Raw genomic sequence first — 1,647 nt, forward strand, 5'->3', positions numbered from 1 at the left:
AGCCGGTCACTGAAACACCCGTCACCGAACCGGGTCCTCAGCAAACGCTTTTAGTCGTGGAAGATCATGACGCGAGCCGTAAAGCCATTGAACTCGCCCTCGCCGCGCATTACCAGCTCATCATGACCGATCGCAGCGACGGCGTGCGGGCCCTTTGTGAACGCGAACGGCCCGCTGCCGCGTTAATCGATTTGAATTTGGGCTTTTCCGAAACCTCTGGCGGTTCAGGGTCTGCTCTCATCCCGCAACTCAAAGACCAATTGCCCGTCATTATTCTCACTGTGGATGCGACGCCCGCCTCGCTGGCCGCAGCGACCCAAGCCGGTGCTTGGCTTTATGTGGTGAAGTCGCCCACGCCGTTTCAGTTGCGCGCCCATGTCGCCTGCGCCATCGCCCGTTATCAGGCAAGTTATACGCCGCCAGAATCGCCCAATGCCGTCGATCTCGCCACGGGCTGGTTTATGGCGACCTATCACCTCTCCTTTTCGGCGGCGCGCCAGATGATGAAAACACTCGCCTCCACCCAACGCTGTCGCTTAAGCGAGATAGCCGAGCAAACGCTCGAGCGACACACGGTCGAAATGACGACCCGTGAGCTGGCAAAGCGCCTGTTTTATACCTCAGACAGTTCACCACCTTGACAGCGCGTATTGGTCTTGGTATCGTTTTTTTACTGCTAATGACGCAACCGGGGAGCAGTGAACTTGCTGCCTTAACAATAGCCAGTGAGTTCCCCGTAGGCTAGACCACGACCTACCGGCCGCCTTAGCGGAATGGGTCCTGAGAGGCCGGTCGTCCCAGAAAGCGGCACGACTGATTTATCCAAGACGTCTTTATAGTCTGACTTTTTGATAAGTCTGTTTTGGTTTTCGCCTGTTCTCAGGTAACAGCCAAGACATTGGGTAAGTTGTCGCTGTTTTTTGGAGAGACGATGGGTCACTTCACGGTGCTGAGTCCACTTCTTGATGACCTGCTTGGGCGGGTCTCCCCTAAACTCGTTTGCTTATTGAGTGCTCTCAATGTCTGGGGTTGCCTTGTGGGGTCTGATCCTCATGCGGCGTCTCGCACTGAAGCACACGCTGGCCCCCAGCGGCGTTTCCCTTGCATCGCGAAGACCCCTCCCGGTCGGCGCGGGCCTTCTTGCGCCCTGCGATCCCCCTGTCACCTGGTGTTTTTTCAAAATGGCCACCGTTTTGGCGTGATCGAGGCGGTGCTTGCCCAATACGCAAGACGTGTTCTCATCAATGGCGGTTCTCCTACAGCGTCCCGGCCCGCTGTCCGCTTTGAATGGATCTGCATCCTGGCGCATCGACGGCAGCGTGCGGCTTGGAATTGGGTGAAACGCTTTTTAGTGGAGAGGGCCAGCACCGAACCACGATCAACACGGGGAGAAACGACGGATGGCTAACCGGCGCATGACCCAAGAGATCGCCTACGAACTCTGGCGACGCTATGAACAGGCGCATGCCCAGGGCCAGCCGCTGCCCCCCTTGGCGCAGCTCAAGGCGGCCGTGTGGGACGTCTATCCCGATGCTCCGGTAGCTGTGGTTGACGTCGGCGTCGAGCTTTTTTTAGAGGGTCTCTTTACGGCGACGGTGCAGAAAATTCAATCGCATCGTTACGTGCACGAGGTGTTGGTGGATGCGG

The 1,647-nt window shown here is 57.6% G+C and carries 2 protein-coding genes; both read left to right on the forward strand.

Going from position 1 to position 1,647, the window contains the following annotated elements; all coding sequences use genetic code 11:
- Nucleotides 1-641, forward strand: a 641-nt coding sequence (locus tag BN873_RS15190) for an ANTAR domain-containing response regulator (protein ID WP_048675585.1), incomplete at its 5' end; no start/stop codon positions are given.
- Nucleotides 642-1,400: 759 nt separating this feature from the next.
- The coding region (locus BN873_RS15195; protein WP_048675588.1) for a hypothetical protein at nt 1,401-1,647 on the forward strand (247 nt) is incomplete at its 3' end.

This window comes from Candidatus Competibacter denitrificans Run_A_D11 (assembly GCF_001051235.1).
In the GTDB taxonomy this organism is placed as follows: Bacteria; Pseudomonadota; Gammaproteobacteria; order Competibacterales; family Competibacteraceae; genus Competibacter_A; species Competibacter_A denitrificans.